The organism is Bacteroides sp. 1_1_30, assembly GCF_020982715.1.
GTDB classification, from domain to species: Bacteria; Bacteroidota; Bacteroidia; order Bacteroidales; family Bacteroidaceae; genus Bacteroides; species Bacteroides xylanisolvens.
In genome coordinates this window covers 20,890-27,439 of the sequence record NZ_JAJKHN010000085.1, presented here as the reverse complement: position 1 = coordinate 27,439, position 6,550 = coordinate 20,890, and the positions used below count along the sequence as shown (strand labels likewise).

Below are 6,550 nucleotides of genomic sequence, written 5' to 3'. Positions count from 1 at the left end.
CGCGAGAAAAGCCGCTCGTATGCCATGCCGCATTACATCAAGGTCTATGAAATGACATTCTCATTCACACTGCACGATGAATCGGCCATGCCGTCATCTTACGGGGAATAGTTCAAGCTGGGCGGCAGTCAGACGGGGGGCTTTCACCTTGGGAACAGGCTTCAGATTGTAGTCTGTTCCCTCACGTGATTTCCGGCGGATGATGGTCATGATACGTTCCTCGGATATAAAGAATTCGCGCTCCGACAACACTTTTAAAGCATCGTCGAACCGCAACCGCTGTATTTCTGTCCAATAGTAGTAACGGCGGCACAGTGCCTCGTCACGCAGCTTGATCAGTTCTTTATCCCGTCCTTTGCCCATACATTTTATTTCTCTTACAAAAATAACTGATTTCCATCTATTTTAAGAACAAAAGCGCCGCAATTATAACAACTGCGGCGCTTTCTGTTTACAGGGTTAACGGGTTTCGGCTACAAACGGCAGAAACTGGGTTCAATGCGGGTCCATACGCCGTTTTCAGGGTTGCGGCGGCTGAAGTAGTAGTTGGTGGCATTGCGCTGCACTACATTGGCTTCCTTGAACAGGCGCATGATGTCTGCATACTCTTCATCGAACTTATCTTCCAGTTCATACAGCTTTGAAATGCTCTTGTAGTCCAGGTCGCCCATCTTGTTGCGCTCCAGCAGGGTCATGGCCATCTGATACATCGGATCATCAGAACCTTTCTCGCTGTTCTGCATGTAGCGCTTCAGGTAGTCAATCAGACGGTCGGCTGCCATGTCGGCTCGTTCATCGAAGCCTTTCACCTTGTTGCTTTTCACCTCCAGACGGAAGTCACCGTCCGTAATGGTGTAGCTGCGCTGTTCGTCGCTTTTCACCTGGCCGTATTCCTTCATCACCTTGGTAAAGGCATCGGCTTCTTTTTCCAGCCATCCGCGGAACCCGGTCACGGCATTCACCATCTCAAGGACGTTGGTCTTTACTTCGAGCATAAACTCACCGCGTAATGCCTCGTAAGTTTCACGACGGGCGATGCGGTCTTCTTTCTCTTCTTGCTGCAGCTGGGCCATGAGGGCTGCTCGCTGTTCCTTACTCAGGGACTTGATGTCCACACTTTGATTGTTCTTTTCCATTTTAAATCATTTTAGTTGTTAATCAGCTATTACTTTGTCATCCTTCAGCAGCAAAGCGAATGTCCTGTCTCTTTCTGCTTTGGTTTCAAACTTCTTGTATGTCTTCCAGCCACCGTTTATGCCGGTACACATCTTTATCCTCGGGCCTGGATAATCATCCTTTCGTATTATACAGAACCCCGCTTTTATCAGCTTGTCTTGGTCATCTATCCTCATAATCATCCTGCTTTTCCGGTTCATCGTCTATCAGCATGGCCTCCCCATTGGCATACGCCCAGTCGGCCAGTTCGTTGAAAAACTCCGCTGCATCCTGGTTCTCCATATCGGATGTCGTAAGGGTCACGTCTTTTCTTATGCGCTCAAGCGCTTCATGTGCTTTTTTATCCATATTGCTCTATTTATCGGTTAAACCTCCTTTTCGTTGGATAGCCCGCAGTTTGATGGCCAGTTGTTCCAGCTCGGCTGTACTAACCTGAACAAAGGGCTTGCCGGCTATCCGGGGGTTGTTGCAGAATTCGTTCACCCGGTTCCAGTCGGTGGTGTCTATACCCAACTGTTGCATCAGCTTCAGGCAGACGCTGCGTTTCCGTCGCAGTTCCTCGCGAAGTTTCTGCCGCCATTCATCCTGCCCGGTCAGTTTCTCCAAGGCACAGCAGCAGGCTTCATATTCCTTGGATGTCATTTCACGGAGGCTTTCCGTACGGTTCCACGTGTACTGCAGAACGATTTGCTTCTTTAGCCCTTCCCGGTCTCCTGTACAGGGCAGCTTGTTGAACAATGTGTAAAATCGGGCGAAATTGGTTACTTCCTGTGCCATCTTTATTCTATTAATAATTGGAATCCTTTTTCCGTAATATACATATCCTCACGTTCTATCCACGGTTCTCTCAAATCATCATCTTCTTCTTTGGAATCCGAGAAATTCAAACGAAGGCTGTTCTCAAGGCTGCAATCTATTTGTTCCTCTATGTCAGCAATGCTTGCATCTTCAGGAACTGATCCTCTAAACTTTACAAGTACCGTAATTTCTTTTGCCATAATTCAAAAACTAAAAGGTTATTCAAACAACACTTTAATGCCACACGAACTGGCCACGTCAAGTTCCAGTTTGGCTCCCTTGCTCAGTTCCCAGTCCTTCAGCATGTAGATATAGTCACAAGCCAACAGCAGGGCAATGTCGGCCCGCATGTGGACTCTCCAATGAGCTTCATCCGGCAATCCGTTCCTGAAAGGGTTTACAGGGTCATAGCCTTGTGCCTTCAGTTCCTCCTCGGCATGGCTGAAGGCTTCCTTGCGCTCATCCATGTCATAGTGCGCGATAGCTCCGCTGATGTACACTTTCCCGGCACCGGTCACCTCACCGCGCTGATAAGCCTTGTGCCGTTCCCACCGTTCCGGAACGACCACACTGTAGTTGCACGATTGGCAGCAGCAGCCTTCTTCTTTCACCGGGAACGGATTGTATCCGTAGCCCTCATACTCTTTGCCGCAGATGCAGCACACTTTCTTTTCTTCTTTCTTTTCCATCACTTCAAATCTTTAATGTTTATTTGGCAGGACGGATGCCATACCTGGATATTCCGGGCAAACATCACATCCCTGGTTTCTATCACTACGTGTCCCTTTGTCTTGGCCCTGCGCAGACGGAGGTCGCTTTGTATGTTACGCTCTACCCAATCGTCCACCACGGCCTCCGCCTCCTGTCCTTTCAGGAGTATCTGGTACAGCTTATTCTCCCATTCCATCATTCAAATAATCCTCCATATTATCGTCCTTCAATGTTTTGGCAGCGCCTTCTTCCCAAATTACATAAGGTTCACCGGGTTTTTCCATAAAGCGGCTTTTGCACCAGGCTTTGAAACAGCTTACCATGATTTTCACATCGGCATCATATTCTACCTTGCGGGCGCTTCTACCTGCCGGATGAAGCCCCTCGGCATGGCTGATGAAGATAAACAGTTTCTTGGGGTGGCGCTCCTTAAACTCCTTGTAGGTCTTGTAGTTCAACCCGCTGTACTGGAAACTGTCGATAATCACAATGCCGGGACTGCCCCGGCGCTGCAGACGTTCCTCCAGCTGGTCCATCGACTCGCGGTCAAGGATAACCAACCGCTTGCGCACTTCGTCCATCTTATGCCGTTTCAGGCTCATTTGGAACGAAAGGCCGGTGCTTTCTTCCAGGCTGTCATAGATTACACGTCCAAAGCCGCACAGATACTTGGCCAACTGCATCACAAAGCTGCTCTTCCCGTTCCCGCTGGCACCCCAGATAATCCACACGCCGCTTTTGGCAGGGTTGCCTATCGAGGCTTGCCAAGCCCCGGTAAACTCATACCGGGGTATCTTCATATTCAGCACCTCACCGGGGCTGTAGGCTCTTTTCAGTTTCATGCTTGCATCCTCCTTAATTTTTCGATTTCGGTATATACGCGCCGCAAGCCGCCTCCGGTGCTGTGAACAATCTTGGCAATGTCGGCACCGTCCGGGGCATTGATTTTGGCCACGATGGCTGCCTGTGCCTTCAGAAACTTTTCGCGTTCCTGCGCATCGTCCGGGGTCACCTTGCTGTAAGAGTCACCGTAGCGGCTCAGCATCTCGGTATAGCCCACCTTCTTGCCTTCGATGGCGCGGTTGATTTTCTCCTTCAGTCCGTCGGCTCCCATCATGTACCAGGCGCAGCAGCGTTCCGTGGCGTTCCACAGGGCCTTCAACTCCAAGAAGGCTTCATACTGCAGGTCGCCGGCTTCGTCCAGAATAACCAGGGGCGTATCAATCGTGCGCAGGTAGGCCACCAGATCCTCATACACGTCGCTGTAGCGTCCGTTGCTGGTCACGCCGAATTCCTTGGCAATGTAGCGTATCAGCTTCAGCTTGGTCTTCACCTGGCTGCAGTCCACATACACGGCGTGCTTGTGCTGCTTCACATAGGCTTTCGCTGTAAAGGTCTTGCCGATATTGGGCATATCGCACAGGATGGCGCTCAGACCGCTGCCCTGGCACACTTCCAGCTGCTTGCTCACAAACACGTAGGTCGGGGTCTGGGCTGCCAGCCAGGGCATTTCCGTGCGCAGTTGCACGCCCAGTCTTCGGGCTATGCCTACCCAGTTGGCATCACTGACCTGCTTTTCATAATTGCCCCGCTTGATGGTATTGTACACGCTGGGGGCTATGCCCAGTGCCGTGGCATGGCGGTTGTCACTGGGATAATTTTCACGGTCGGCGGCTATCGCTGCCACAATACGTTGCTTTACTTCATTTGTTATTTCCATTTGAATGCTGTTTTAAATTCGTTCTAACGTCGTTAATTATATCTTGGCTACCGCATCATGCTCGAAGGCACTGATGTCCATATAGGCTGAGTAATCGTCTTCTTCGGCTTGTGCAGGAAGGGGAACGGCTTCCGCTTGTACCTCTGTTATCAGCTTCGCTTCCTCTTTGGCAAGGATGCCCACACGCTTGATCTTTCCGTCCTTCATCATCTTGTCGAATTTGGCTACATACTTGGCCTGTTCGGTATAGGCTGCCCTGTCGGCTTCGGTCTGCTCGGCTGTATTCTCATTGTAACGGGCTACGGGCTTGCATGTGGCGATATATCGTCCGTTCTGGTAGATATATACCTCGTTGATGGTTCCGTCGGCATCGGGCAGATAATAGGCATCTACCTTGTAGTTTCTCGGCTCCAGTTTTTCGATGATTTCCGGGCTGGGCAGTCCGTATTGGTTGTACATCACCGTACAGTAGGTATTCTGCCGGATGGTTGTTTCGGTGTGCTGCCCGATGAACCGGTAAAGAACGGCTTTATCCCAAGGGGCAAGGTTCGGGTTCTGATGAGCGCAAAGCACATCCCAACGGCTCATGCCCGGATAGCGCTTCTGGTTTGGGTGAGGCTGTGCGTTGAAGGTCTGAATGGCGCGTATATCATCGGCTACCAGTTCTTCATAGCTATAGGTCTTCACCTTGTAGGTGTTGTTCTTTTCGTCATACACTTTCTCTTCCTTCGGGCGGTTGGCTTCCAGCTTGGCCCACCAGCGGCCAATGCCTACCTGCGTGCGTTTCTCCACACCGTATTTCTTTTCGCGGTTCTTGTGCTCGGCACGTTTTTCACGCGAGTTCCCGGGGTTACACCAGCGGATCAGGGGGAAGACGGTACCGGCTTGCATCAATCCGTCGGCAAAGTCGCTTACCAGGTGGTGTTCCACTTCCAACTCGGCGGGGATATACATGCCGTTCCGGTCCAGAGTCTGGAACATGTTTCGCATGCAGTCCAAAAACAGCTCGCCTGTCTTGTACCGGTTGTAGGCATATCCCACTACAGCACCGCTCACCACATCGTAGGCATAATAGGCTTTCACGCGGTTGCCGTCCTTCATTGGGCGCGGCAGGTCGCGGTCGTCAAGCGAAACCTTACTCAAGGAATATTCACCGATGCTGCGCAGATGATAAGGACGGTAGGCATTGTTAAAGTCCCACTGGCTCATGTGCAGCTTACCGCGAAGAGCCTTGTTCTTTGGGTTGTTCAGGTAGTTGGCTACCGTGGCCGGGCTCAATACCAGCGGATTTCCATCCTTGTCGGTAAAGTCTGCCGGATTCAACACCTCGCCGGTTTCGGGGTCATATAGCTCCAGTTCTCCTTGTACAAATAGATTGTACTGTTCCCACACGGTGGTATTGAAGGGCTGTTCCGGTTGGGCATCGATGCTCAGCAGCAGGCGTTCAATGTCGTAGGTCACCTTCCGGCGGTTCTGGTTCATGAACTTGCGGCTGATAAGGCTTTCATAGCCGTTGGCCTTGAAGTCATTCACACGCTTCTTGAAGCGGTTGGAACTCACGGGTAAGGTATGGCCGAACTCTGCTTGATAATAGCTGATGGCTCCTGCCAACTCGCCCCAGTTCACCGGACCGGCCTTCATGGCCTTACGCATAAAGGTGGCATCCTCCATGGCACGCATCACTGCCTCAATTACCGAAGCGTTTACCGTATATTCTTGGATGTGTTCCGGCGGAAGGGCATCACCGTTGTCAAAACGGAACCGGGTGTAGAATTCCCGGGCTTTCGCATCGATGTGGTAATGGTTGCCGAGCCAGTTTCTTATAACGTCCTCTTTCATGTCTCCGTATTTAAGTTTTATCCTTTCCTGAAAACGCAGTGGCATGGTCGCTATCTCTACCAGTGCATAACTTCCAAGCCCCTTGCCGGGTCGCACTACGTTGATTTCTTTCTTGGCCGCTAATTTCTTGTAATTGGGTACCGACAGGATGGGAGCAAGTTCTTCTTCGGAAAGAGTGGAAGGATGAACGCCTTTCAGCGTGCGGCTTCTGCTGTAGTCAGCCTTCCCGTTCACCTTCACCGGTCGGTCGTCGTAGGTCAGGTCATTGTAGGATATGCACAATATCTTTCCATAATACTCCATTTC

General features: G+C 51.0%; 11 protein-coding genes. All 11 read right to left on the bottom strand.

All coding sequences use genetic code 11. The features are described 5' to 3' along the window. Positions 1–93: 93 nt before the first annotated feature. The 11 genes from LPH68_RS20835 to LPH68_RS20785 all read right to left on the bottom strand — a co-directional run bounded on the left by LPH68_RS20835 (position 94) and on the right by LPH68_RS20785 (position 6,547). Positions 94–363 carry a transposase gene (locus tag LPH68_RS20835; protein WP_087394459.1) on the bottom strand — a complete coding sequence of 90 codons (270 nt, stop codon included), beginning with the start codon at positions 361–363 and terminating at the stop codon, positions 94–96. A 110-nt stretch (positions 364–473) separates the two neighbouring features. Beyond that, positions 474–1,136 (bottom strand): DUF3164 family protein, encoded by a 663-nt coding sequence (locus tag LPH68_RS20830; RefSeq protein WP_230297112.1) that lies wholly within the window; start codon positions 1,134–1,136, stop codon positions 474–476. 18 nt (positions 1,137–1,154) lie between these two features. Next, positions 1,155–1,352 (bottom strand): hypothetical protein, encoded by a 198-nt coding sequence (locus LPH68_RS20825; RefSeq protein ID WP_007562529.1) that lies wholly within the window; start codon positions 1,350–1,352, stop codon positions 1,155–1,157. After that, a complete protein-coding gene (locus tag LPH68_RS20820) occupies positions 1,339–1,479 on the bottom strand; it encodes a hypothetical protein (RefSeq protein ID WP_229119756.1) in 141 nt (46 codons plus the stop codon). The genes LPH68_RS20825 and LPH68_RS20820 overlap by 14 nt, the downstream gene beginning before the upstream one ends. 51 nt (positions 1,480–1,530) lie before the next feature. Beyond that, positions 1,531–1,953: a hypothetical protein gene (locus tag LPH68_RS20815; protein WP_117887351.1), complete on the bottom strand. Its 423-nt coding sequence runs from the start codon at positions 1,951–1,953 to the stop codon at positions 1,531–1,533. A gap of 2 nt (positions 1,954–1,955) precedes the next feature. Beyond that, positions 1,956–2,174: a hypothetical protein gene (locus tag LPH68_RS20810; RefSeq protein WP_117887350.1), complete on the bottom strand. Its 219-nt coding sequence runs from the start codon at positions 2,172–2,174 to the stop codon at positions 1,956–1,958. 18 nt (positions 2,175–2,192) lie between these two features. Then, on the bottom strand, positions 2,193–2,663 hold the full coding sequence (locus LPH68_RS20805) for a DUF4406 domain-containing protein (RefSeq protein WP_230297111.1): 471 nt from the start codon (positions 2,661–2,663) through the stop codon (positions 2,193–2,195). Beyond that, on the bottom strand, positions 2,663–2,884 hold the full coding sequence (locus LPH68_RS20800; protein WP_117741854.1) for an RNA polymerase subunit sigma: 222 nt from the start codon (positions 2,882–2,884) through the stop codon (positions 2,663–2,665). Before LPH68_RS20800 ends, LPH68_RS20805 begins: the two co-directional genes overlap by 1 nt. Beyond that, positions 2,865–3,527, bottom strand: coding sequence for a hypothetical protein (locus LPH68_RS20795; protein WP_057280790.1), 663 nt, complete (start codon positions 3,525–3,527; stop codon positions 2,865–2,867). The genes LPH68_RS20800 and LPH68_RS20795 overlap by 20 nt, the downstream gene beginning before the upstream one ends. After that, positions 3,524–4,405: an AAA family ATPase gene (locus LPH68_RS20790; RefSeq protein ID WP_146348693.1), complete on the bottom strand. Its 882-nt coding sequence runs from the start codon at positions 4,403–4,405 to the stop codon at positions 3,524–3,526. The genes LPH68_RS20795 and LPH68_RS20790 overlap by 4 nt, the downstream gene beginning before the upstream one ends. Before the next feature lie 36 nt (positions 4,406–4,441). Then, a complete protein-coding gene (locus LPH68_RS20785) occupies positions 4,442–6,547 on the bottom strand; it encodes a hypothetical protein (protein WP_230297110.1) in 2,106 nt (701 codons plus the stop codon). Positions 6,548–6,550: the final 3 nt, after the last annotated feature.